Source organism: Tepidisphaeraceae bacterium, assembly GCA_035998445.1.
GTDB lineage: Bacteria > Planctomycetota > Phycisphaerae > Tepidisphaerales > Tepidisphaeraceae > DASYHQ01.
In genome coordinates this window covers 189,872-212,511 of sequence record DASYHQ010000033.1, presented here as the reverse complement: position 1 = coordinate 212,511, position 22,640 = coordinate 189,872, and the positions used below count along the sequence as shown (strand labels likewise).

General features: G+C 63.5%; 22 protein-coding genes. 9 read left to right on the top strand and 13 right to left on the bottom strand.

Annotated features, from left to right (window positions below):
- Window positions 1–3 precede the first annotated feature (3 nt).
- The 4 genes from VGN72_14365 to VGN72_14350 form a co-directional block, all read right to left on the bottom strand.
- Complete coding sequence (locus tag VGN72_14365; protein ID HEV7300546.1) at window positions 4–2,208, bottom strand: BatA domain-containing protein; 2,205 nt, start codon at window positions 2,206–2,208, stop codon at window positions 4–6.
- A 134-nt stretch (window positions 2,209–2,342) separates the two neighbouring features.
- A complete protein-coding gene (locus VGN72_14360) occupies window positions 2,343–3,266 on the bottom strand; it encodes a DUF58 domain-containing protein (GenBank protein HEV7300545.1) in 924 nt (307 codons plus the stop codon).
- A 31-nt stretch (window positions 3,267–3,297) separates the two neighbouring features.
- Window positions 3,298–3,678, bottom strand: a complete 381-nt coding sequence (locus tag VGN72_14355; protein ID HEV7300544.1) for a hypothetical protein — start codon at window positions 3,676–3,678, stop codon at window positions 3,298–3,300.
- Complete coding sequence (locus VGN72_14350; protein HEV7300543.1) at window positions 3,675–4,766, bottom strand: MoxR family ATPase; 1,092 nt, start codon at window positions 4,764–4,766, stop codon at window positions 3,675–3,677. The genes VGN72_14355 and VGN72_14350 overlap by 4 nt, the downstream gene beginning before the upstream one ends.
- A 259-nt stretch (window positions 4,767–5,025) precedes the next feature.
- On the opposite strand from VGN72_14350, the gene mutM reads away from it, so the two are divergent.
- Together mutM and VGN72_14340 are read left to right on the top strand one after the other, a co-directional pair.
- Window positions 5,026–5,829: a bifunctional DNA-formamidopyrimidine glycosylase/DNA-(apurinic or apyrimidinic site) lyase gene (mutM, locus tag VGN72_14345; GenBank protein ID HEV7300542.1), complete on the top strand. Its 804-nt coding sequence runs from the start codon at window positions 5,026–5,028 to the stop codon at window positions 5,827–5,829.
- A 107-nt stretch (window positions 5,830–5,936) separates the two neighbouring features.
- Window positions 5,937–7,994 (top strand): DUF6785 family protein, encoded by a 2,058-nt coding sequence (locus tag VGN72_14340; GenBank protein ID HEV7300541.1) that lies wholly within the window; start codon window positions 5,937–5,939, stop codon window positions 7,992–7,994.
- Window positions 7,995–8,159: 165 nt separating this feature from the next.
- Here VGN72_14340 and VGN72_14335 read toward each other — a convergent pair whose 3' ends face one another.
- From VGN72_14335 to VGN72_14325, 3 genes are all read right to left on the bottom strand, one after another.
- Complete coding sequence (locus tag VGN72_14335) at window positions 8,160–9,029, bottom strand: alpha/beta hydrolase (protein HEV7300540.1); 870 nt, start codon at window positions 9,027–9,029, stop codon at window positions 8,160–8,162.
- Between the two features lie 233 nt (window positions 9,030–9,262).
- Complete coding sequence (gene rsfS, locus VGN72_14330; GenBank protein ID HEV7300539.1) at window positions 9,263–9,637, bottom strand: ribosome silencing factor; 375 nt, start codon at window positions 9,635–9,637, stop codon at window positions 9,263–9,265.
- Window positions 9,638–9,739: 102 nt separating this feature from the next.
- On the bottom strand, window positions 9,740–10,135 hold the full coding sequence (locus tag VGN72_14325; GenBank protein HEV7300538.1) for a thioesterase family protein: 396 nt from the start codon (window positions 10,133–10,135) through the stop codon (window positions 9,740–9,742).
- 163 nt (window positions 10,136–10,298) lie between these two features.
- Here VGN72_14325 and rpsU point away from each other — a divergent pair, with 163 nt between their 5' ends.
- The 4 genes from rpsU (at window position 10,299) to VGN72_14305 (ending at window position 15,470) form a co-directional block, all read left to right on the top strand.
- Window positions 10,299–10,484 carry a 30S ribosomal protein S21 gene (gene rpsU / locus VGN72_14320; GenBank protein HEV7300537.1) on the top strand — a complete coding sequence of 62 codons (186 nt, stop codon included), beginning with the start codon at window positions 10,299–10,301 and terminating at the stop codon, window positions 10,482–10,484.
- 214 nt (window positions 10,485–10,698) lie between these two features.
- Window positions 10,699–11,643 carry an ABC transporter ATP-binding protein gene (locus VGN72_14315; protein HEV7300536.1) on the top strand — a complete coding sequence of 315 codons (945 nt, stop codon included), beginning with the start codon at window positions 10,699–10,701 and terminating at the stop codon, window positions 11,641–11,643.
- Between the two features lie 148 nt (window positions 11,644–11,791).
- Window positions 11,792–13,900: an ABC transporter permease subunit gene (locus VGN72_14310; GenBank protein ID HEV7300535.1), complete on the top strand. Its 2,109-nt coding sequence runs from the start codon at window positions 11,792–11,794 to the stop codon at window positions 13,898–13,900.
- Window positions 13,901–13,910: 10 nt separating this feature from the next.
- On the top strand, window positions 13,911–15,470 hold the full coding sequence (locus VGN72_14305; protein ID HEV7300534.1) for a hypothetical protein: 1,560 nt from the start codon (window positions 13,911–13,913) through the stop codon (window positions 15,468–15,470).
- A 189-nt stretch (window positions 15,471–15,659) separates the two neighbouring features.
- Here the strand turns inward: VGN72_14305 and VGN72_14300 are convergent, their stop codons facing one another.
- The 6 genes from VGN72_14300 to VGN72_14275 all read right to left on the bottom strand — a co-directional run bounded on the left by VGN72_14300 (window position 15,660) and on the right by VGN72_14275 (window position 20,592).
- Window positions 15,660–16,118 carry a hypothetical protein gene (locus VGN72_14300; protein ID HEV7300533.1) on the bottom strand — a complete coding sequence of 153 codons (459 nt, stop codon included), beginning with the start codon at window positions 16,116–16,118 and terminating at the stop codon, window positions 15,660–15,662.
- Window position 16,119: 1 nt separating this feature from the next.
- Entirely contained in the window at window positions 16,120–16,737 is a 618-nt protein-coding gene (locus VGN72_14295) for a hypothetical protein (protein ID HEV7300532.1), read from the bottom strand.
- A 261-nt stretch (window positions 16,738–16,998) separates the two neighbouring features.
- Window positions 16,999–18,438: a hypothetical protein gene (locus VGN72_14290; protein ID HEV7300531.1), complete on the bottom strand. Its 1,440-nt coding sequence runs from the start codon at window positions 18,436–18,438 to the stop codon at window positions 16,999–17,001.
- Window positions 18,439–18,730: 292 nt separating this feature from the next.
- Window positions 18,731–19,042: a hypothetical protein gene (locus VGN72_14285; protein HEV7300530.1), complete on the bottom strand. Its 312-nt coding sequence runs from the start codon at window positions 19,040–19,042 to the stop codon at window positions 18,731–18,733.
- Window positions 19,042–20,091: a serine/threonine-protein kinase gene (locus VGN72_14280; GenBank protein HEV7300529.1), complete on the bottom strand. Its 1,050-nt coding sequence runs from the start codon at window positions 20,089–20,091 to the stop codon at window positions 19,042–19,044. The genes VGN72_14285 and VGN72_14280 overlap by 1 nt, the downstream gene beginning before the upstream one ends.
- A gap of 108 nt (window positions 20,092–20,199) precedes the next feature.
- Complete coding sequence (locus tag VGN72_14275) at window positions 20,200–20,592, bottom strand: hypothetical protein (protein HEV7300528.1); 393 nt, start codon at window positions 20,590–20,592, stop codon at window positions 20,200–20,202.
- A 93-nt stretch (window positions 20,593–20,685) separates the two neighbouring features.
- Between VGN72_14275 and VGN72_14270 the strand changes: the two genes are divergently transcribed.
- The 3 genes from VGN72_14270 (at window position 20,686) to VGN72_14260 (ending at window position 22,623) form a co-directional block, all read left to right on the top strand.
- The gene (locus VGN72_14270; protein HEV7300527.1) at window positions 20,686–21,339 is read left to right on the top strand and encodes a hypothetical protein; all 654 of its coding nucleotides are present in this window, start codon (window positions 20,686–20,688) and stop codon (window positions 21,337–21,339) included.
- A 20-nt stretch (window positions 21,340–21,359) separates the two neighbouring features.
- Complete coding sequence (locus tag VGN72_14265; GenBank protein ID HEV7300526.1) at window positions 21,360–22,100, top strand: protein kinase; 741 nt, start codon at window positions 21,360–21,362, stop codon at window positions 22,098–22,100.
- A gap of 145 nt (window positions 22,101–22,245) precedes the next feature.
- A complete protein-coding gene (locus VGN72_14260; GenBank protein HEV7300525.1) occupies window positions 22,246–22,623 on the top strand; it encodes a hypothetical protein in 378 nt (125 codons plus the stop codon).
- The last annotated feature ends 17 nt before the right edge of the window (window positions 22,624–22,640 follow it).

Below are 22,640 nucleotides of genomic sequence, written 5' to 3'. Positions count from 1 at the left end.
ACCTTATTGTCCGACCATCCTCCGTTGATGGCCAAATCGCATGGCCATGAAGCTTTCGAAGCCGATGAGCGCCAGGACGATGAACATCACCGTCCAGCCGAAGTCGTTACCGGTCGCGGCGGCGGTGGAGAGCGGCGCGAGCGCGTCGTCGTAGATGCTGACGTTCTGGTCACCGAGCGCGGTCTTGATCACGCCGCCGTCGACGGTGCGCATGTCGGATTCCTCGGCCGGCATGTTGACGGCAACGGGCATCACGGTGTTGCCAGTGTTCAGCGAGTAGATGCCCGGGCGCGGCAGTGGCGCGGTGGTGGGCGAGGGCGCGCCGGGGACAAAGGCGATCGGCGTTCCGGTGGAATCGGTCAGCGTGGGGGCGGCCGTCAGGCGCAGGTTGGCGGGCAGCACGAGCGGTTGGCCAACGATGCGATTTCGCCACTCGTCGCCACTGCTGACGCTGCCGCTGATCAGCTCGTGCATCATTGCCACGTACGCCGGCTTGGCGGGCAGGGTCGTCCATTCACTGTTGGCGCTGGTGGAGAAGAACACGACGCGGCCAGCGCCTAGCGAGTGCACGGTGATGCCGGGATCTCTCGCTGCGTCGCCCGGCGCGCCCTCGGGCGGCAGGTAGTCCAGCACGCGCTCCACGCCACTGTCTGCCGGGATGGCGGCCTGCCAGTAGGTGAAGACCTGGGCTGTATCCAAACCGGAGTTTTCCTGATTGGCAAACGCCGAGAGCATGGGATGCACGACACCGCGTGGCCTAAAGTCGAACGTAAACGCGGGTTGGTCGCCGCTTGCGCTCATTCGCTTCACGAGTGCGCCAGGCATCAACCGGCGCGGCAGCAGCGTCCCGTTGTACGTCTCGGCCGACACGGCCTCGCCCATGAAGATGATCAGCGATCCACCGCCCGACACGTACTTCGCCAGCGACTCGCTCGCCTGTGAGGTGATTTGCCCGACGCCCGCGAGGATGACCGCCGAGTAGTCCTCCAGCACCTTGTTGCCGAACTCCAGCTCGCCAATCACCTCCGTCGCCACGTAGCTGCTGCCCTGCTCGCCTTGGGGGCGCGGCGGGGAGAGCGCGAGCGACAGGAACGTGCCGGACGAACCCAGTAGGCCCACGCCGTGCTCCCCTTCGACGATCAACGTCTTCAGTTGCGATCGCACGTCGACCACCCGATAGCGGGTGTCGTCGACGCGCAGCTTATCGCCACCAATGACCGAAACGCTCAGCACGTGCGGCCCACCGGAACCGAAGCGGGCCTGCGACTGCGTGACCGGTGGCGTGGCAGGGTCGAGCGACATCGTGCTGCCGCCGGGCAGAACTGCATCGTCCAGCTTCCACTGCGTCTGCACCGTGCGCGACGGGCCAAACTCGCGCAGCGTGGCGAGGAAGTCGATCGGAAACTGCGTGGAGACGAGGTTGCTGGTGGGCCTTAGTTCCACCGCGGCCGCGTTCGACTGATTAGGAATGGCAACGTTGTAGTGCGCGACCGCAAAGACCTTGGCGGCGTCGGGGCCGATGCGCTGGATCGCCTCGGCCGCGTTGCCCTCCCAGGCGGTGCGGGCCGAGTCGGTGAACAAATGCAGGCTGCGCTCCGGCTGCCTTGCTTCCGAGCGACCGACCTCCATCACCAGCTGCAACGCCCCAGCGAGATCGGTGGCGGCGTACGTCTGTTCGATGCGGTCGATCGTGCCGCGGGCGGCCTCCAGGTCGAACGTCGACTTTAGCGCCAGCGTCGCAGGTTGGGCAGCGGTCACAATCGCGACGGCCTCGGTGCCGCTGGCCAAACGGTCGATCTGTTCTTTCGCCAGTTGCTTGGCCCGGGCCAAGTTGGTGGACGCCCCACTGCGGCCCGATTCGTATGCGGTCGAACCACTGTTATCAATTACGATGACGTGAACGCCCGCCCGCTGCGCCGCGATCTTCGACAGCGTCGTGTTTTCGCAACCGGTCGGTCGGGCCAGGGCTAAGCCCAGCAGCGCGAAGAGCGCGCACCGCGTCGCCAGCAGCAGCCACTGCTCGAACTTCAACCGCCGGCGGTTCTTCTTCATCGCGCGCAGCAGGAAGTCCATCGCCGCCCACTGCACGGTCTTAAACCGCCGACGGTTCAGCAGGTGGATGACGATCGGGATCGCCGCCAACGCCAGCCCCGCGACGGCAAACGCCGGCGTGACGAACGGGGCAGCGAGGATGTGCAGATGGCTCATCAAAACCATTCAACCAAATCTATTCAGCGCAGAGGGAAGAACGCAGAGGGCGCAGAAAGGGCACGAAGGCTTCTGCCAAACGCATTTCTTCTTTGCATCACTCTGCGTTCCTTTCTCTGCGCCTCTGCATTGAACTACTTCATCGTCGCGGCACGGTTCGCCAAGAACGTGCTAAGTGCCACATCCAACGACTCGCTGCTGTTCATGCGGGTGAAGTCGATGTTCATCCCACGGCAGAGCTTCTTCAAACCATCCGTAAACTCGCGCAGCTGTTCCAGATAGCTCTCGCGCAGCGCCCGCGGTTCGGTCAGCAGTTGGCCGGCCTCTTCCATGCCTTGGAACATGGTCACGTCTTCAAACGGGAACTCGATCTCGGCCGGGTCCAGGATCTGGAAGAGCATCAGCTCGTGCTTCTTGTAGCGCAGATGCCGCAGGCCGGTCTTAATGCTTTCCAGGTCGTCGAAGAAGTCGGACAGGATGACGATCACACTGCGGTGGTGCAGCTTCTCAGCGAGCGAATCAAGGATCTTGCCCGTGCTGGTCTTGTTCCATCGCGGCACCTGCTGCAGTTCGTTGACGACCGTCTTCCACTGGGCCGGCGAGTTGCTGGGCTTGAAGTAACGGCTCAGCGTCTGGTCGAAGATCGCCAGCCCCACTGAGTCCTGCTGTTGAATCGCCATGTACGCCATGGAAGCCGCGATGGCGGTGGCGTGGTCGTACTTCGTCCAGACGCCGGCGTCGGTCTTCACGGTGCCGTAGCCCATGCTCTCGCTGGCGTCGACGATCAGGATCAGGTGGAGGTTCGTCTCCTCGATGTACTGCTTCAAGTAAAACTTGTCGTTGCGGCCGAAGACCTTCCAGTCGAGGTAACGAATGTCGTCCCCCTGCACGTACGGCCGATGCTGCGCGAACTCGACCGAGATTCCCTGATACGGCGAGCGATGCATGCCGGCGGTTAAGCCTTCGACGATGAGCCGAGCGCGCAGGTCGAGCGCCGACACGCGCGCGAGCGTTCGCGGGTCGAGGTACTTGCGATAATCGGTTGCGCCTTCGCTCATTCTTTATCTCGAACTGACCACTGCCCCGCCGTTAGAAACCGGTATAAACCGGCTTCACGTTGAGTGATTCGACGCGCTGGCCACCTTCGTCGAACTGCAATGTGATTCCGATGTCCTTCTTCGACAAGCCATAGACTGCTCCAACACGTGCGATGCCGTTGATCTGATCCGTTTCACCCCACGAGTATTCAATGTTGTTGTGCCGCAGCCACGCTTCCGCGTACCCCCTCGTTGTGCCGGGCGACAGCGCTTTATTGACCTTCTCAACCCACACTTGGTCGACCGATCTATATCGAGAACGTCGTGCCAGTTCGACAATTACAACGTAAGCGACACATGCGACGACCAGCACGATGAAAACAGCGCGCCGAGATCGCTTATTTGGCCATATTCGGTCGAGTGCGCGGTTCACGCCACCCCGGCCCCTTTCATCATCTTCGCCGCCTGCGCATCCAGCTCTTCATACTGCTGCCGCGGGATGTGGTCGATGAGCTTTCGCACGATCACGTCGGGCTTCACGCCCTCGGCCTCGGCGTTGAAGTTGGTGACGATGCGATGCCGCAACACTGGCAGCGCGACCTGGCGAATGTCTTCCGTGCTCACGTGATAGCGACCCTTCAGCAGCGCCCGGGCCTTGCCGGCCAAGATCAGGTTCTGCGATGCACGCGGGCCGGCACCCCAAGTCACGTACTCGTTGACGAAGTCGGGCACGCCGCCCTCGCTCTTGCGCGTCAGGCGGCTGAACTGCAACGCATACCGGATGACGTGGTCGGCGACCGGCACCTTGCGCACGATCTCCTGCAGCGTCATCACTTCGTCGGCGCCCAGCACGTGCTTCAGCTCGACCTTTCGGCCGGCGGTGGTCAGGCGGACGATCTGGAACTCTTCTTCTTCGGTGGGGTAGCCCACGTTGATGTTGAACATGAACCGGTCCAGCTGCGCTTCAGGCAGTGGATAGGTGCCCTCCTGCTCGACCGGGTTCTGCGTCGCCAGCACGAAGAACGGTTGCGGCAAGCGGTGCAGTTTGCCGCCTGCGGTCACCTGGTGCTCCTGCATGGCCTCCAGCAGCGCGGCCTGCGTCTTGGGGGGCGTGCGGTTGATCTCGTCGGCCAAAATGCAGTTGGCGAAGACCGGCCCGCGCACGAAGCGCATGCTGCGGCTGCCGGTGGTCTTGTCCTCCTCGATCACCTCGGTGCCGGTGATGTCGGATGGCATTAAATCAGGCGTGAACTGAATGCGGTTAAACGACAGGCCCAGCGTCTTGGCGAGCGTGCTGATCAACAGCGTCTTGGCCAAGCCGGGCACACCGACGAGCAACGCGTGCCCACGGCAGAAGAGGACGATCAGCAGTTCTTCGATGACCGCTTCCTGCCCCACGATCACCTTGCCGAGTTCGGCTTTCATCTCGTGGTAGCCACGCTGCAGCTTTTCGATGGCGGCCAGTTCGTCGGTGGCAAGGTCCGTTTGTTCGGGTTGAACCAGTCCGAGCTTCGACTCCATGCTGTGGCTCCAAAAGGGGATGGGCTGATCGTGTTGGTCGGTCGCGTTCCTGATCGGACGGTTTCAAACGAACGGGCTCGCTCGTCTTGTCCGGGACGATCGAACAGCGAACCCGCAAGCGGGTGGACGACTTCATAAACGTGCGCGGCGCGGTTGGTGGTCACGCTCGAGGAATCGCACGGGCTTACCTTGGCGTTGCCCCCGATCCTACCCTGTATAGTACCAACAAACAGACGCCGCCCGTACAGGAAAGTTGCAAATGCCCGAGCTGCCGGAAGTCCAGACCGTCGTCACCACGCTTCGTCCACGGGCGGTCGGGCAGACGATCAATGACGTGCTCATCCACCGGGCAGACGTCATAACCCCACCTGAGGTCGACCTCCGGTCGAAATTGCTCGGCCGACGTATTGAGTCGATCGATCGCCGGGGCAAGCGAATCATCTTCACGGTGACCACGGCCGAGCGGTTTTACGTTCACCTGGGCATGACGGGCCGACTGACGATCGACCCGCCTGACGCGCCACTGCTGAAGCATACGCACGTGGCATTCAAACTTCCCAACTTCGACATCCGATTTCGCGACCCACGGCGGTTCGGTGGGCTGTGGTGGCTTGGCGCCGCGATGGGCGATGATCTGATGGGCCCCGAACCGCTCGACCTACGGCCGGCGCAACTGGCGGTGCAGTTGCGCAAGACCAAGCGGGCGATCAAGGTGGCGCTGCTCGACCAGCGATTGATCGCGGGCCTTGGCAATATCTATGTAGACGAAGCGCTGCACGCGTCGGGCATTCACCCGCTACTGCCGGCGTGCGAGGTGTCACCGGCACAGGTGATGAAGTTGAACCGCGCCATCAAGACCGTCCTCCGCCGGGCCATTCGCAGCCGCGGCAGCAGCCTGCGCGACTACGTCGACGCCGACGGCAACAAGGGCGACTTCCAGCGCCTGCACCGCGTCTACGATCGCGCGGGCGAAGCCTGCCAGGGATGCCGAACGACGATCGAACGCATCGTGCTGGGCGGGCGATCGACGCACTTCTGCCCGCGGTGCCAGCGGTCGGGGTGATCGGAAGAACGTTGAACCGCGTTTCTACGGTTCATCCGCTTCCTTCCGCCTCCCGCACTCACGTCACATATAGACACGTCGCCAACCCCGACAGTACGATCCGCCGCGTGCAGGAACTACCCATTTCCCCACCACCGGTCGTTCGGCCGGCGGTCAATTTTCGAAGCGTCTTGCTGGGGTTGGCCGGCACGAGCGTGATCTGTGGGCTGACGGCCTACAACGACTACGCGATGCGCAACACGCTGCTGGTGGGCAACAACCTGCCGCTGGGCGTGGTTCTGCTGACGTTCCTGTTCGTGCTCGGCGTGAATGGTCCGCTTTCGCGATGGCGACCCAGATGGGCGTTTCACTCGGGTGAGTTGTGCGTCGCGCTGTCGATGATGCTGATCGCCTGCTGCCTGCCGGGTGGCGGGCTGATGCGCTATCTGCCGTCGTCGCTTACGGGGCCGTTGTGGCAATCGCGGTCGCACTCGGAGTTTCGCAGCATCTTTCTCAGCCTCAACCTGCCCGACTGGCTGTGGCCGCAGTTCTCGTCCGACGACCGTCGGACGTGGAGCAACGATCCGGTGGTCACGGGGTTTCATGCCCGCTGGATTCAGGAGGGCCCGATCCCGCTGACCGCATGGATTCGCCCTGCGATCACGTGGGGCATTTTCTTGGCGGCAATGTACGGCGCGGTGATGTGCCTGATGCTGATCGTCCGCAGGCAATGGGTCGACAACGAGCGGCTGCCCTTCCCGCTTGCCCAGATTCAGCTAGCGATGATCGAGACGCCCCGCCGGGGGCAGTGGCTGAACTCGACCTTCAGGTCACGCGGGTTCTGGATCGCGTTTGGCTGCGTCTTCTTGCTGCACGGCTGGAACGGCTTGGCGAAGTATTTTCCGGAATTCTTCCCTACTATTTGGACTTATTACGACTTTTCCCGAATTTTCACTGAGCCGCCGTTCGCGTACATGGATCAGAAGGTGAAGGACGCCGCCATCTTCTTCACGGTGGTCGGAGTTACGTATTTCCTGTCGTCATCGGTCGCGTTCAGTCTGTGGGCGTTCTTCCTGCTGTTCCAGGTCTTCAAGATGATGCGCGGTTCGTTCGCCGGCGACGCCAGCACGCCGGGGCAAGGCGACCAACACCTCGGTGGCCTAATCGCGTTCGCCGTCGCGACGGCATGGATCGGGCGGCACCATTGGATGATGGTCGCCAAGCAGGCGGTTCGAGGCCAGCGCGACGGCGAGCCCGAAGGCGTCTACCTGTCGTACCGCAAGACGGCCTGGGCGTTGATCTCGTGCGTCGTCATCATGATCGGCTGGCTCGTGCTGGCCGGAGCGGGCCTCGGTGGCGCGGTCGTGATGGTGATGCTGCTGCTGTTCCTGTTCGTGATGATCGCGCGCATCATCGCCGAGGTGGGTCTGGTCCACGGTCAGCTTCAGGTGCCGATTTATAAACCGTTCGGCCTGCTGGCGGCGTACGGTGTGAAGATGCCGGTCTCGATGGAGACCTACTACCACGCTGCCATGCTTCAGAGCGTGCACTACGACTTCCGCGAGGTCTCCAGCGTCTACGGCCTGCACGCGCTGCGCATGGCCGACCAAACGATCGACCCGTCGCCAAAGTCCGGCCAGGGCCGGCGCTTCCTGGCATGTTTGGCGCTAGCGTTGATTGTGGGGTACGTCATCAGCTTCGCGTCGCTGTTGATCGTCGAATACACCTACTCCGCCACGCTCAGCACGCCATCGATCGACCCGATCAACGAATGGGGCGCACGCGACAACCCCCGCTGGATGATCGTCGAGCCGACCGTGCAGTACGACCGCCAGCAGTATTACATGAACCACAGCCCGCTGGCGCACATGACCTTCGGGTTCATCTTCACCGGCATCCTGAGCTTCCTGCGGCTCCGCTTCACCGGTTGGCCGCTGCACCCGATAGGCTTCTTGATGATCAACACCTATCCCGGTGCCCACCTATGGTTCAGCATTATGATCGGCTGGGCGCTGAAGTCGCTGGTGGTGCGCTTCGGTGGCGCAGGAATGTACAGCGCGGGCAAACCGGTGGCGTTGGGCCTGATCGTCGGCGAAGCCATGGCGGCGGGGTTCTGGCTGTGCCTTGGCATCCTGCTGAACGCGATGAACCTGCCGTACAAGCCCATCAGCATCATGCCGGGATAGCGCAGACCAGACGCCGAGCGGACGGGCCATAAATCGGGTTCCTCAAAACGCGTATCGGTGGCGAATAACCGAGTTGTTCGCCACCGATAGGGTCACCAGTCTCTACCAAGGGAACGTGAAGGCCGTCGAGACTAGGATTTCGCCGTGTGTGCTGCAACAGCACGCCTAACGGGCCCCCTGCACCACCGCCGGATCGTGCTCGCGGAAGAAGGTCGTGATGTACCGCAGCGACGGGGTCAGCCAGCGGAAGCTCCAGGCGAGCGAGAGCACGGTGTCGGAATGGTTGCCACCGCGGAACCGCAGGTGCCGGGCCTGGCCGCCCTGGGCGCGCACGCGCTTCGCCAGCCGTATTGCGTTTCCCTGTTCGACCAGCTTGTCGTCGGTCCCCTGCAGCATCAGCATGGGCGGCTCGGAGCCGTCGACGTAATAGATCGGGTTGAAGTCCCGCCGGGTCTGGGGGTCGTCCTGTTGCGGGAAGATCTGCTCGTAAAAGCCGGTCGCCTTAAAGTCGTACGGCCCACTGATGCCGGCGGTCGCCCGTAGCGCGGCGCGGTCGAAGCCGACGTCGTTCAGGTACGACTCGTCGTACATCAACAACGCCGCGATGTGCGCGCCCGCCGAGTGACCGACGAGAAAGATGCGGCTCGGGTCGGCGTCGAACCGAGCGGCGTTCTCCTGCACCCACCGCAGCGCCATCGCGCCGTCGACCACGAACGCCGGGAACGTCACCTCCGGATACAAGCGATAATCGGGAATGACCGTCACGTACCCGTACGACGTGAACGCCTCGGCCACGAAGCGGTAATCCGTCCGCTGACCGTTCTGCCAACCCCCGCCATAGAAGAAGACGACGATCGGCGCGCCCTTTTTTTGGCTGCCGGGCTGGTAAACGTCCAACTTCTGCCGGGCCGCCTGACCGTACGAGATGCCGTTGTTTTGCCGGTATCCCCAGGACGGCACGGTCGCGTTCAGCACATCGAAGCGCGAGCAACCGGTGCCCGCAAGCAGGAGCAGCGCCGCGAGCAACAGAAGCAAACGTCGGGATACTGCGAAAGAGAATGCGAGAAAACCAGACATGGCCCGATCATAGGGAAACGAGCCACTTTGCGAAGGTGCGATGTGGACCGATGCCGCCGCCAGAGGAATCGCTCAAAATGTCAGCCTGGTTGATACCCAGGACAACGGATGGCGCGACACGCTATGTGATAGTGATCAAATCAAATGGGCGATCACAGGCGTCGCCACAACAGATGCATGAACGGCGTGCGTTACTTCTTCGGCTGCTGCCACTCGACCTTCTTGGCGTCGCCCCAGAGGCCGTCCAGATCGTAGTATCCGCGGGCCTCGCGGTTGAACAGGTGGACGACGACCTGGAAGAAGTCCTGCACCATCCAGCTTTCCCCTTCCAAGCCGGACTGGTTCAACGCTTTGAAGCCGCGCGGCTCACCCAGTTCTTCGATCTCCTGACAAACGGTCTGCATCTGCCGGGAACTGCTGCCGGTGCCGAGGATGAGGAAGTCGGTGATCGGGGAGATCGCGCTCACGTCCAGCACGACCACGTCCTCGCAGCGCGTGTTGGCGGCCAGGCGGGCACCTTCAATGGCGAACTGCCTGGCGGCGTCCATGCTGTTCGGTTTCGTCACTTTGGTCTCGATCGTCGCGATGGCACACCTCCAGAACACATTTGGCTCATCCTGCGGATCGGTCCGCGGATGAACCCCTGACTATAGCGGCACTTAAGCGGTTTAATCTACCCTGGCGACCGTAAGGATCTCGGGAATGCCCTGAAGTTGCCCCTCGCGGTCGACGCAGGCGATCGTCGTGGTACCCTCGCAGATCAACGTGTCGCTCCGGCGAACCTCGTAGGCATGATCGTACCGCACATGGGTCTGCTTCACGAGCTTGGTGGTTAGGTGCAGCTCGTCATCGTAACGGGCGGGGGCGCGATAGTTAAGGGCGGCCTTGACGACGACGAAGAAGACGCCGGTCTTCTCGAGGTCGGCGTAGCTGACGCCCATCTGGCGCAGCAGCTCGACCCGGCCCATCTCGAAATATTGGAGGTAGCGGCTGTGGTGCAGGTAGCCCATGCCGTCAACTTCCGGATAACGCACGCGTATAGTAATGGTCTGTTGCAGCGACATTTGCGCGGGTTGCTCTGGGTATTGCGTACGAGACGATCTAAGGTACACTAACCCTTCCGCCGACGGGGCAAAAGTCCGTCGGCGATTTTTTCCACTCAGCCGGCGTCCATCGGGACGCATCCTTGGCCGTTCGAGTGGTGCGCAGGATTGCCAGAGGTACCGAATGATCAAGATCAAGAGCCGCGGCGGTGAGACCGCCGAGCAAATGCTTCGTCGTTTCAAGAAGGCCTGTGAAAAAGAGGGCCTGACGAAGGACATCAAGCGCGTCGCCTATTACGAGAAGCCCAGCGAAAAGCGTCGCCGTCGCATTCGTTCGAAGCCGCGCGTCGCCAAGCCGATGGGCCGCTAAGACGAGGCGCGTCGTCGCGTTGATCCGCGATCGAATAGAGCGCTGCCGTTCACTTCTGCGCTCCTGTTCCTCGCGGCTCGACCTCGGGCCTCGCCGGTGTCGTGCGCGATGCACTTCGCCTGCGACTTTCGCCCGGGCGGCGCATGTCGTCCCTTGGAGGCTCGGGCTGCGGAGCCCGGCCTGAGCGTAGACCACGTCTCCCACGACCTCTCGCATGACCACAGCAACCGCTCCCGAAAGCGTGAACGCATCGACCCCGGTTTCGGAGTCGGACATCGCGGCGTCGGCGATCTACACCGCCAACCTGACCAAGGTCTACAAGGACTTCTGGGGCCGGGATAAGGTGCGGGCGCTCGACGACCTGTCCCTCACCGTCAACCGTGGTGAAGTCTTCGGCCTGCTGGGCCCCAACGGTTCGGGCAAGTCCACCACCATTAAACTGCTGCTGGGCCTGATCTTCCCGTCGCGCGGCCGCGCCGCGGTGCTGGGTCACTCGGCCGGCAGCACGGAGATCAACGAGCGCATCGGCTTCCTGCCCGAAGAGTCGTACCTGTACCGCTTCCTGAACGGTGAGGAAACGCTGCACTTCTACGGCCGGCTGTTCAAAATCCCGCGCCGTGAACTCAAAAAGCGCGTGCCGGCACTGCTGGACACCGTCGGTTTGGACGCCAAGGCTCGCAAGCGCAAGCTGCGCGAGTACAGCAAGGGCATGGCTCGCCGAATCGGTCTGGCACAGGCGCTTATTAACAACCCTGACCTTATCTTGCTCGACGAGCCGACGACGGGCCTCGACCCGATCGGCACGCGCGAGATGAAGGACCTGATCCTTTCGCTGAAGGCACAGGGCAAGACGGTGCTGCTGTGCAGCCACTTGCTGGCCGACGTGCAGGACGTCTGCGACCGCATCACGATTTTGTTCCGCGGGAAGATGCAGACGCTGGGGCAGGTGAAGGACCTCGTGCAGGTGAAGGACGTGACGCAGATTGAGGCCAGCGGCCTGACGCCGAGCCAGATCATCGAGGTGCAGGAGTTCATCCGCCGAATGGGTCATGGTGAGGCGACGGTCACGCACCCGACGACCACGCTGGAAGACCTGTTCATGCGCATCGTCCGCGAGAAGACCGCTGCCGGTGGTTCGTACACCAGCAGCGACACGTAATGTTGCTCGAGTCGGCGGTTGCCGCTCCGGTTCCTCTCCCGCATGCGCCGGGAGAGGTTAGGTGAGGGTGATTTCGACTTACAGCAACGCGCAGGTGCGCCACTTGGCCCCGTAGACCATAGACACGATTGACCAGACGCTAATTCCCATGTCGAGCGAACCGAGCATTCTCGCCGCGTCCGATTTTTTCTTTCGTCACGTGGGGCTTCTCGTCGCCGCGGGCATCGTGGTGGTGGGCCTGCTGATCTTCGGCTTCAAGGATCTGCTCCGCCTGTCACCCGCGCGCATTTGGGCGGTCTCCAGCGTCAGCTTTACCGACGCAATCCGCCGCCGCGTGCTGTGGATCACTCCGCTGGCCATCGTCGGCGTCATCCTCGTCTCGCAATTCCAAAAGCCGGTCGACGAACTGGACGCCATTCGCCAGACGACCAAGTTCTGCCTGTTCGCCACGGGCATGCTGGTCACGCTGACCGCGATCATCCTGGCCTGCACGAACCTGCCGAAGGAAATCGAGAACCGCGTTATCTTCACGATCGTCACCAAGCCGACCACGCGGCTCGAGATCGTGCTGGGCAAAGTCGTCGGTTTCGCCTGCGTGTCGGCGGCCATCCTGCTGATCATGGGCGTCTTCACGTACGGCTACCTGCACCTGCGATCGTGGACGATGCAGCGTGAGGTGAGCCAGCGCCTTGAGGCCGGTGAAGTCGACCCGGCGCTGCGGCCAACGCTCGAACATTACGTGTCGGCCGGCCTGCTGAACGCCAAGGAGTTCTACCGCCCGCAGGACCTGAACTTCTACTCGCGCCTACCGGGTGAGGACACCGGCGTTCGGTTCACCAGCGGCGCGTCCGAACAGAGCATCGCGATTCCGTTCGAGGTGCCCGCCGACGACCTTCCCGTCACCGTCGAGGCTGCGGACGGATTGCCCCCGATGCGGTTCGTGGCGCTGGTCGAGGTGCGCCCGACCAAGGGTGAAACCGCGACCGAGGACGCCTCGGCGATGCCCGCCACGGCGCCGACGACGCAGTCGGTCCGCATTCCGTACCTGCCCGGCATGGAACCCGACGCGCCACCGGACGCCCGCCGACCGGCGGTGTTCGTTGAGGTGCTGGATCGCGACTTCTTTACGCTCGTTCCATCCAACGAAATCAACGGCGGTCGACCGATCGAGGTCGCGCCCAACGAGGTGTCGCCCGTCGCCATCGAGCTGACGCCTGCGAACCTGGCAGCCATCCGCAAGACGTCGGTCGACGGCTCGCCGGTGCGGTTCCACATCGGCCTGCGCGGCGCGGTGCCCGGTTACGAGTACGGCACGCGCGTTGGTGCGGCGCAACTGGGATACGCCAGCCCGTCGCCCGACAAGCTGTTTGCCTTGGAATATCCGTCCGTTCCCGCCTCGCCCGATGCGTTGCCGATCTCGTTCCGTGGCCGCATGGGCAACCACGGCCAACAACTTCGCGGCGACGTTGCCGACGTGGCGCCGGTGGCCGTTTATCGCTACCGCAATCAAGAGGTCGACGAGACCGGTGAGGTGCCCGTCGAGGTGCGGTCGTTCATCGAACGCTCCGGCGTCGACGATAACGACGAAGGCATGACCAACCTGCAGTTGCAGGTGTTCAATCGCAAGAGCAACACGCTGAGCGACCCGGTCGTCATCCACCCGGAAAATGGCCGCACCGCCTACGCCAACCTGCCCGCCAGCGCGATGGCGGGCGGCAATTTCGACCTGGTGCTGAAGGTCACGTCGCCCGGCCACTGGATTTCGCTGAACGAGACGAACCTTGCCCTGGTGGAGGCCGACCGCAGCTTCGCGCTGAACCTGTTCAAGAGCCTGTTCATCCTCTGGCTGCTGGCGATCCTGGTGGTCGCGATCGCGGTCTTCTGCAGCACGTTCCTGTCGTGGCCAATCGCGGTCGTGCTGACCGTGGTGATCCTGCTCGGCCGCTGGGGCGTGCTTCAGTTGGGCGATGCCCTCACGCCCGGCATCGGCCGGCAGGTGGTGACCGACCTGAAGCTGACCGGCGCCGCCGAGTCACAGGTGGTCAGCAACACGGTCGAATCGCTGTCGCGGGCGCTGCAGGCGCTCAGCAGCGTGCTGCCCGACATCAGCCGTTTCGCCGTCACCGAAGACATCGAACGTGGCATCTGGATTCCGCTGGGCGCGATCGGCGATGGGCTGATGGTGCTGCTGCTGTTCGGGTTGCCGCTGATCGTCCTGTCGTACGTGATCTTCCGAAACAAGGAAGTCGCGCCCTAACTCAAGCATCATGACAACGACCCCGCTTAAATCATCCGCCTCCACGTCGTCGGACGTCGATCTGGTTCGCACGCGCACCAGCCGGGCGCGCGCCGGCATCATCATGGTGATGATCGTCGCGATCCTGGCCGCCGCCATCACGCGCGACTGGGCGATGCGGCAGCGCCTGAGCGTGGCCGCGGTGCCGGGGACGGCGTCGGGGTCGTCGCGGTCGTCGCTGGGCTCGATGAACAGCTTCTCACTGGCGCTGCTGCTCGGTGGGCTCCGCGGGCCCCTGGTCATGTTCCTCTGGTCGACCAGTGAGTCGCAAAAGGCCGACAAGAACCTGGAAGACTTCGACACGAAGGTCGAGTGGATCCGTTTGCTTCAGCCGGAGTTCGACACGGTTCACATCTTCCAGGTGTGGAACAAGGCCTACAACATCTCCGTGCAGATGGCGAGCCTGGCCAACAAGTACACCACGATCCTGGATGCGCTGGAGTACGCCAAGGACGTGCTGCGCGGCCGGCCGGACAACATCAACCTGACCGCGTCGGTGGCGCAGGTCTACTCGGACAAGCTCGGCAACTCCGCCGAGAAGCAGTATTACACCCGCCGCATGCGGGCCGAGACCGCGGAACATCAACGGAAGCAACGCCTGGATCGCAGCGACCCGGCGTGGCGTCCGGTGGAACACGACACGCTGCTGGACGCACAGGGAAACCTGCTTAGCGCCTACATCACGCCGACGCGCCAACCACGCGCTGGGCACACCGGATTGTTTAACGATGGCGCGGAACTGCAGTACCTGAAGCAGTACCAGCCCTTTCCCTACGGCGTGCCACCGATGGCGCTGGCGTACAACTATTACAAGCAGGCGCAAGTGCTACAGCGCGAGTCGAAGCAGAAGCACGCGCAGCTGAGCGACACCGTGATCGACAGCCGCCCAGGCCTTACGCTGAAGCAGTGGGCCGAGTCGGAAGGCGAGCGTGGCCGTCGCAACGAGCTGATGGCGTACGGGCTGCCGGTGCCGACCGAGCGAATTGAAATGGAAGCCCCATCGATCGTGCTGCCGGCCAACGCGACGCCCGATGCGGCGCGGATCGCCGAGGCGCTCGACGCCTACGCCGTCTCCGCCCGCGTCGCCGGTGACTCGATCACCGAGTACGAGGACCACCTGCGGCTGTACCCTACCGGCGAGACGACTTACGAGTCGCACATCGACGGCCTGATCGCGCTGCGCGAGATGTCGCTGGCCGACGAAGCTTACCTGGCTGCCCAGTCGAAGACGGGCCAGGAGAAGGCCGACCTGCTCGCCGTCGCCGCCACCCACTACCGTAACGCCGCCGACCAGAACTACCGGATCCTGCTGCGCTACTACGCCGACGATCAGATGACGGCCAAGCATTATCCCGCCGGTCTGACGCGCGAGCGTACGAAGGAGATTCCCGCGCCGGAGCTTCGTCGGGTCTACCAGCAGATCATGAACGAAGTGAAGTCGGCGCCGTTCGACCCGTACGCTGAGGATCGCGCCGAGTACGAGGCCTATATCAACCGCGCCGAACAACGCCTGCAGTCGATCGGAGGCTGAGCTTCTGCGTCAACATGAAGCCGCTCTATTGTCGCTACTGAAAGCCTCACGGTCGACTGAAGACTCTCCTTAGCCGCATCCCCGCCCGCACCAGCCACCGCAGCGGCATGATCGCGGCCAACATCACCCATTCGGCGGCATTGTTCCGGTGCAGATTCGGCTCTTGATGCGGTTCTGGCGTCGGCGTCGTCACGACTGCCCCACCGGTTCGACGGCCGACACATCGGTCACCAGGATGCCGCGGATCGTGGCCTTGGCCGAGGCGTTCTCGGCGGTCTGGGCATCGATCATCACGTCGACTTCCTGTTCGGTCTCGCGCACCACGCCGCGCACGCGGAACCAGCGTGCTTCTCCCTCACTGGCGACCGGCAGCACGGGAAAGCCATGCTCACGCTCGGCGTCGCGCAAACGCCGCTGTTCGGCGGCCCATTCTTCGGTGACCTTCGCGCCCTGCGAAAGTTTGTCCCCCATCTGCCGCCCGTTCATCTGGATAGCCGCCCACAGGCCGCTCAGCACCCGCCCCACGCGCACGCCCAACGGCGTTAATCGGATGAGTAGGAAATAGACCGCCAGCCCTACCGCGACGATCGCCACCGACAGCGCCGTCGCCGCCAGCAGCATGATCCAGTTGGCGGCGGTATTTGACATCTCACATCGCCCCATCCGCCGACGTCGACGCCCGGCGGCGGACCGCCTTGTCGGCCTCCTCGAACGCGGCGTCCGGCTTGACCGCGCCCTTGTCCAAATCGTTCCAGACGTTCATTAATTCCTGCCCCGCTGGCGTAAGCCCACTGGCCGCCAGTCCGTCCTTGTCCGAATGCTCGCCAAGCTCCAGCAGGCCGTTGAGCCGCTCGACGTACATCTCCTGTGACACGGCGTCGTCCTCGATCCACGTGCTGATGCGCGCGACGTCCTTGTCCGTCAGATTCAGCCGCCCCAGCGCGCTGCCGCGCCCCTGGTTCTCCTTCACCATGCGCAGCCGGCTAACGGTCAGCAGCTCCTTGCTGCGCAGCCCCAGTTCCCGCGCGACCATCAGCTGTTCCTGCGTGCGCAGCTCAAAGTCCTGCGCCAGCGCCTTGCGCAACTCCGGCGACTTCTGTGCCGCGCCCTGCTGGAAGATCTTCTGCTTCTCCCCCGCGATCTGCTCGACCCGCTTGAACAGCTTCTCGCGCTGCTTGCCGATCAGGATCTCCTCCTTGCGCAGCTCCTGCGGCGACAGCTCACTGAGCGTCTTGCGGCGATTGAACAGCTTGTCGATGAGGGCCATGTTTAAATCCAGTTCAAATTCCCGAGCCCCAACGATCATTAACTTTCAAAGACAAATCCTTAGCATCGCGGCCCAGCACTGGATGTCATCCCGATCGGAGCCTCAGGCGACTGAGGGATCTCGCGATTGCTGCACGTGCTGCCATTGGGAGATCCCTCAGGTCGGCAAGCCTCCCATCGGGATGACAGTCCGCGGCGATTCACGCTCCGTGCGGGATATGGTGCTTGGCCAGTTGTCGGTCATTGGGACTTTGGATTCTCCCTACCCCGCCTCCGGCTCGCTCCGCTTCGCCGGTTGCCGTGATTGCTCGGCCGGCGGTTGGTCTGGCGTCTTGGGCATCGTGCTCATCACCTCCCGATCGATCGCCGGCGCGGCCGCCGGGGGCTCGGCGGACTCGCGTTCCAGCTCCTCGAACAAAGCCTGCTCTTCAGACGACAGCCCGCCCGCGATCGTGCTGCTGGCGCCGGCGGCGGCCTCCGTACTGGCTTGTAGCTCGGCCAGCATCTCCTCGGCGCGGGCGGCGTCAGTGGTAATCTCGTCGGTGTCGGGCAGTTTCGCGGTCTGGCCCTGTTGCAGCAGTTCCAGGTTGTGCAAATGCGTGCTGACCACGTCGATCTGCTGATTGAAGACGCTCAGCATCTGCTGGCGGCGATCGAGCTCCTTGCGCAGCTGCAGCATATGGCTGGTAACGCGCCGCTTGGCGGCCTCGCTCGGGGCGGTCTTGAACTCGGCCCGTAGTGCCGATTCCTTGCCTTCGACGGCGTGGATCTCGTCGTACGCGCGGTCGCGCTGCTGCGACAGCGCGGCCCGCCGCTCGGCGAGGAACGCGATCTTCTTCTCCGTCTCACCCTTGCGGGCGAACAGGGCCTTCATCTTGTCGATCAGCGGCATGCCCGAACCTCCAGCAGTGGTGGACGACGACGACGACGACGACGCGGACGGCGCGACCGACCCTTCGCGGAACAACACCAGCCGACCGTCCAACCGCTTGGCGGTCAGGCCGCTGTGCGACTTTGCGTAGGCCTTCAGTGCCGACTCGACGAACGGCAACGGCAGTTGCAGCCGGCCCGCCAGCCGATCCGTCGCCACGCCCGCCCCGCCCAAGTCGGCTGAAGGCGCTTCGATCTCGGCGACGATCCGGCGGCGCTTTTCGTCGTCCGGTTCCGGGTCGAACAAGTCGACCAGCGCCTTCGTCTCGACCGGGCCCGCCACGCTCCAGCCACCGGCGTCGTTCGGCTCGGCGATGATCACTGTGCGATCGGCGCCGCGGTCGGCCATCTCGTGGGCCTCCAGCGCCACGCCACCGGTCGCCACGATTACGACCGTGCTCGGCACGCCCGCCGGTGCCGGGGGCACGCTGGATAGCACCTTCGTCACGTCGCCGCGCGACATGGGCGCCGGCGATCCACCGGCCACCAGATCGCGCGTGGGGGAGACGCAGACCACGTGCAGCCGGCCCATCGGGGTCTTGATGAAGCCCCACTTCTTCTGCGACACCACCACGTCGATCGACTCGCCCAGGGGCATCTGCGACTGCAGCGTGCGGTCGGGCTTGTCCAGGTCCGTCATCGTCCGCTTCACGTCGGTGCCGCGGTCACCTTGCTTTACGTCCTTCACAAACTCGGTAATCGCGCGCCGGCCGCGTACGGTATCGATGCGCAGTCGATCATCGTCGAGCAGGCGGGTGACGTGGTCAATCATCTGCCGCTCGCGCGATCGATGTACGGATGGGTCAGGGCTGGATCGCATGGGCTACGGTAGACTCCGTTCTACTGGCTACTCATCCTGATCGAAGAAAATTTCCAACTGCCAAGGACGCTCTTCTTCTCTTCCTACTTGGCGTCCTTGGCGGTTCAATCGTTCTTCATTAACGCGCGCGGCGCATCCTGATCACCGCGGCGCTGGCGATCGCGATCGCCAGCCACGTCCAACCGGTTACGGCGAACAGGTAGTTCAGCGTGGACATGCCCCGTGTTATAGCCGACGGGACCGTTTACGCCACCTGCCGGAACGAGCCGCTGGTTGACGAGCCGCAGCGCGTGCAGAACCGTGCCGCCGACGGGAGCGCCGTGCCGCACTGGCGATTGGCGCAGCGGCGGGTCAGCACGCGCATTGGTCGAACGACCGGTGGGCCGAACTGCGGTGACGGCGGCGTGCTGGCAACGCCCAGTTGCCACACGCCGCGCAAGATCATCGCGACGAAGTTGATCGCCAGCTTCACGACCCACACCGTCGCCCAAAGCGTAAAACAGAACGCCGCCGCCAGGAAGGCGAACACTAGCAGGAGGATGATGAACGGGTCCATTAGGTTGCCCTCACAGCCTGACGGGATCGGCCCGTCAAATCATGACCGCACCCGATGCAGAACTGATCGCTCGGATGCGGGTACCCACCACACGCGGCACATCGCCGCACGACTGCCACCAACTGCGTGCCGCACGACATGCAGAACTGGTCGTCCGGATCAGTCGGTTGCCGGCACTGCGGACACCCGTGCAACCGTGCCATCGGCAGCGAATCGCGGACCGCGACAGCGGTCGATGGCGCCAGCAGCGCCGTGGCCATCTCGTCGGCCGAGGTGAACCGCTTGTCGAGCCGTGCGTACGACCGCCGAAATACTTCGTCCAGATGCCGCGGCACGTCGGGGTTCAGATCGCTCGGCAGATCGGTGCCAGCGGGCCGTTCACCGGTCAGCATCTCGTACAGCACGACGCCGCACGCGTACAGGTCGGCCCGGGCATCGACGATGCCACCGGACCGCTGTTCCGGCGACATGTAATCCAGCGTGCCCGCCAGATCGCGGCCCGCCTGCGAGTTCAGCGAGGCGGAGAACGCCACCGACTGCGTCGCGGTCGTCTGCGTCGCCTGGCCCAGGCCGAAGTCGGTTACCTTCACCAGGCCATCCGCACTGTAACCGGAGGTTTCCACCTGGCTGTGGATCAGGATGTTTTCGGGCTTCACGTCGCGATGCACCAACCCACGGCTGTGGGCGAACGCCAGCCCCCCCAGCACCTGCCGCAGGATTGCGATCGTGTCGTCGGCCGTCAGGGAGCGGTTCTTCACGGGCACGCGCAGGTTGCTGCCGGGCACGTACTCCATGACGAGGTACGCCGGGTCGGCGAACGGGTCGAACGCGACGGCCTTGACGATGTTGGGATGAATCAAGCCGTGCAGCGCCGACCCTTCCCGCTGCAACTCGCGCAGGTACTGCGGTTCCGTGGGGAACTTGATGGCGACGAACTGGTCGGTCCACACGTGGTGGTGCGCGCGCCACACCTGCCCGAACGCGCCGCTACCGAGGCGTTCGTTCAGGATGTATTCACCAACGCGTTGTCCCGCGTGCACGTTCGTCATCGTTCATGCCCCTGTTTTTTGCCCCACACATAGCCCCCGGCTTGCCGGTGGTCTTCTCTTCCGTTCGAACAGAAGACCACCGGCAAGCCGGGGGCTATGTGAAAGTCACTATCCCATCTTCTCCGCGATCCAATCGCACGTGAAGACATTGTAAACGCCCGCGACGCAAACCGCCGCCGCGAAAAGGCCCCACCCCGCGGGCGAGTGGTCGGTGAAGCCGAACAACGCGCCGAGCGCGACGGCCTCCAGCAGTGTGAGTCCCGCGACCAACGCCGCGCCGGCGGCGTTGCTGTCGAACTGCGCCACGCGGCTGACGAGCCAGAACATCAACCAGGGAATCATCAACACCAGCACGAACCACGCCGCGCCACGCGCGGTGTTGTCGACGACCGCCTCGCGCGTCGCCGGGTCCATCTGCCACCAGCTGATCCCCCCTGCCACCGCCGCCAGCGCGATGCCGCCGGTGACGATTCGGCCGGTTATGGTCTTGATCCATTCCACGATGGAATTGTAGCGATCCGGATGGACCGTGGCGTTATAAACGCCATGTGATTCTTTCCTATGCTAGGGCGCAACGATGGCTACATTGCCGGCATGAATCGGGTCGCCAAAGTACCGTTAAGGGCAAGGCTTAAGACATGGCGGCAGCGACCCCGGTTTCCCGTCTGGACCACCGGCCGCGCCATGCTCGTCGCCGGGATGACCTCCGGTGTCTGCTCGATGCTTTTCCTCGTCCTGAACGCATCGCCGTTCGTGGAGACGGAGATCTTCCTGGCCGCGGTGTCCGTTTGTCTGATGGTGTTCCTGACCGTCGGCCTCTACACCGGCGCGCGGGTCAAACGGGAGACCGAGGCGTCTGCAAAGTTCGATCCAGGCCGGTGGATGCCCGATGAGTCGCCGAGCAACTTCGACATGGCAACGGATTTTCCCGCAGCTCTGGAGGTTGATGAGGGCTGCATCGGCGGCATCGTCGCGCTGGTGATCTGGATCGTTGTGAGCGTCCTGCTCGTCGCCCTGCTGACTCTGCTGGTAAGCCTGTTCCTGCCTGTCTTCGCGGTGGTGCTCACGGCGGTATTCTGGATGTTCTACCGGGCTCTGCGGTTGGTGCTGCTGCGGGGGCGGAAATGTCGCGGAAACCTGCTAAAGAGTGCCGGTTATGCGGCCTTCTACACCTTCTTGTACACCGGCTGGCTGCTGGCGGTGGTGCAGGTGGCTGGAATGCTGGCCGAACGCCGAATCACCGGTTGACGCCCCCGCGTCGGGGCACCATGATCCGGCCCATCATGTACCGGCCCGGCAAGGTCAAACGCTTCGACTTCGAACCCGGCCGATCGGTCGCGGGGAAGTACGACATCGACTCGCCCTTAGGGGGTGGTTGGGAGGGGGAGGTCTACTGCATCCGCGAGCGTGCCACCGGCATCCGCCGGGCCGCCAAGTTCTATTACCCCCACCGCGACCCCACCGGCAAGGCCGCCATCGCCTACGCCCGCAAGCTCGACGCGCTGCGGCACTGCCCGATCCTGATGCAGTACCATCACCAGGAACTGGTGATCGTGAAGCGCGCCAAAGTCATGGTCGTCATCAGCGAACTGGTGGAAGGCCAGAAGCTGTCGGCGTTCCTGAAGGATCAACCTGACGGCCGGTTGACCACCTTCGAGGCGCTGCACGTCCTGTACAACCTGGCCAAGGGCATCGCCCCCATCCACGCGCGCGGCGAGTACCACGGCGACATCCACGACGACAACGTCATGATCCGCCGGCAGGGCATCGGCTTTGAGGTGAAACTGCTCGACTTCTTCGACTTAGGCAAACCGACGCGCGCCAAGATTCGCAAGGACGTGCTGAACCTGATCCAGGTCTTCCACACGATCGTCGGTGGCCGCAGCCGGTACGGCGAGCAGCCAAAGGTCGTGAAGGATATCATCCGTGGACTGAAGGATTCGCTGATCCTCGAACGGTTCAGCAGTGCTGGGGAGATCCAACGGCATCTGGAAAACATCGAGTGGTAGGCGCGTTCGTATCTGGGAAAATCACCCTCAACTCGAGCGTCACCGGTCGGGATCACCTACCCTCGCGCGCATGTCGCGAGCGTCGCGAGTTTTGCGGTAATTTCCGCTACTTTGGTCTAATGCGCTCTAACTAACAGGAGCAGCATTGGCCAAAGCGACGAGTTCCGCGAGCAAGACGAAGTTGACCAAGAAGACCACGAAGAAGACCACCGGCAAGAAGCCCGCGCCACCGAAGATCGTGGCGAAGCAGTCGAAGAAGACGACGAAGAAGACCAGCAAGCCCACCGCCACCAAGTCCCTCGCCGTCTCGGCGACCAAGGTGAAGAAGCAGGTGACCTCACTGGCGACCACGGCGATGAAGTCCGCCAAGAAGGCCCCCGCGAAGCTCAAGACGAAGTCGCGGTCTGTCGCGGCTACCGTCACCAGCGTGACCGACACCGTCGTCAACGCCACCGCCGGTGCCGTGGGCGCGATCGTCGGCGCCGTGCAGGCGGTGAACGGACCAGCGGCCAAGAAGAAGTAGAACGACGTCCAAACCAC

Coding starts and splice junctions, on each gene's coding strand:
- VGN72_14365 (HEV7300546.1), bottom strand. CDS start 2,208: ATGAGCCATCTGCACATCCTCGCTGCCCCGTTCGTCACGCCGGCGTTT.
- VGN72_14360 (HEV7300545.1), bottom strand. CDS start 3,266: ATGAGCGAAGGCGCAACCGATTATCGCAAGTACCTCGACCCGCGAACG.
- VGN72_14350 (HEV7300543.1), bottom strand. CDS start 4,766: ATGGAGTCGAAGCTCGGACTGGTTCAACCCGAACAAACGGACCTTGCC.
- mutM (HEV7300542.1), top strand. CDS start 5,026: ATGCCCGAGCTGCCGGAAGTCCAGACCGTCGTCACCACGCTTCGTCCA.
- VGN72_14325 (HEV7300538.1), bottom strand. CDS start 10,135: ATGTCGCTGCAACAGACCATTACTATACGCGTGCGTTATCCGGAAGTT.
- rpsU (HEV7300537.1), top strand. CDS start 10,299: ATGATCAAGATCAAGAGCCGCGGCGGTGAGACCGCCGAGCAAATGCTT.
- VGN72_14315 (HEV7300536.1), top strand. CDS start 10,699: ATGACCACAGCAACCGCTCCCGAAAGCGTGAACGCATCGACCCCGGTT.
- VGN72_14310 (HEV7300535.1), top strand. CDS start 11,792: ATGTCGAGCGAACCGAGCATTCTCGCCGCGTCCGATTTTTTCTTTCGT.
- VGN72_14305 (HEV7300534.1), top strand. CDS start 13,911: ATGACAACGACCCCGCTTAAATCATCCGCCTCCACGTCGTCGGACGTC.
- VGN72_14300 (HEV7300533.1), bottom strand. CDS start 16,118: ATGTCAAATACCGCCGCCAACTGGATCATGCTGCTGGCGGCGACGGCG.
- VGN72_14295 (HEV7300532.1), bottom strand. CDS start 16,737: ATGGCCCTCATCGACAAGCTGTTCAATCGCCGCAAGACGCTCAGTGAG.
- VGN72_14290 (HEV7300531.1), bottom strand. CDS start 18,438: ATGATTGACCACGTCACCCGCCTGCTCGACGATGATCGACTGCGCATC.
- VGN72_14285 (HEV7300530.1), bottom strand. CDS start 19,042: ATGGACCCGTTCATCATCCTCCTGCTAGTGTTCGCCTTCCTGGCGGCG.
- VGN72_14280 (HEV7300529.1), bottom strand. CDS start 20,091: ATGACGAACGTGCACGCGGGACAACGCGTTGGTGAATACATCCTGAAC.
- VGN72_14270 (HEV7300527.1), top strand. CDS start 20,686: ATGAATCGGGTCGCCAAAGTACCGTTAAGGGCAAGGCTTAAGACATGG.
- VGN72_14265 (HEV7300526.1), top strand. CDS start 21,360: ATGATCCGGCCCATCATGTACCGGCCCGGCAAGGTCAAACGCTTCGAC.